Source organism: Citrobacter sp. VF227, assembly GCF_052950715.1.
Window position 1 is genome coordinate 1 of record NZ_JBRFVF010000187.1, and the last position, 575, is coordinate 575.

1 protein-coding gene is annotated in these 575 nt (G+C 71.3%); it reads right to left on the reverse strand.

The window, feature by feature from the left end:
* Window positions 1-575 (reverse strand): outer membrane protein assembly factor BamB family protein (locus tag ACU8YC_RS25815; RefSeq protein ID WP_446896082.1); only part of this gene is annotated, 575 nt, incomplete at both ends.

Consider the following 575-nt stretch of genomic DNA (forward strand, 5'->3'; position numbering starts at 1 on the left):
ATGTGGAGCCCGTAGCCGGCGCCGGTGACGCCGACGATGACGAGCCCGTCGGCGACGAGCGGCGGCATCTTGAAGCCGAGGCGGCTCGAGCCCTGGACGGGCTTGCCGCCGAGGGTCGCGGCGAGGCCCGAGGCGGTCTCGGTCTCGCCCTCCTCCGGGCGCACCGCCTCCTTCTCCCAGACGACCTTGCCGGTCTTGGCGTCCAGGGCGATCAGCTGCCCGTCCATGGTCGCCTCGTAGACCAGGCCCCCCGACACCGCGACCCCGCGGTTCGAGGGCGGCCCGAAGATCTTCTCGGTGCGCGGCCTGTGGGTGTAGGTCCAGAGGGGCTTGCCGGTCCGTGCGTCGAGGGCGGCGACGTTGTTCTGCGTCGTAGAGACGTAGAGGGTGCCGTCCACCATCACCGGCTGGGCCTGGAAGTAGCCGGTCACCCCGGTCTGGAAGATCCAGGCGGGGCGCAGACGCCCGACCGTGTCGCGGTTGATCTGGGTCAGGTCGGAGAAATTGCGGTTGCTCGGATCGTGCCCGAAGGCCGGCCAGGGCGTCTCGGCGGCGGAGGCCGGGCCAAGGGAAGC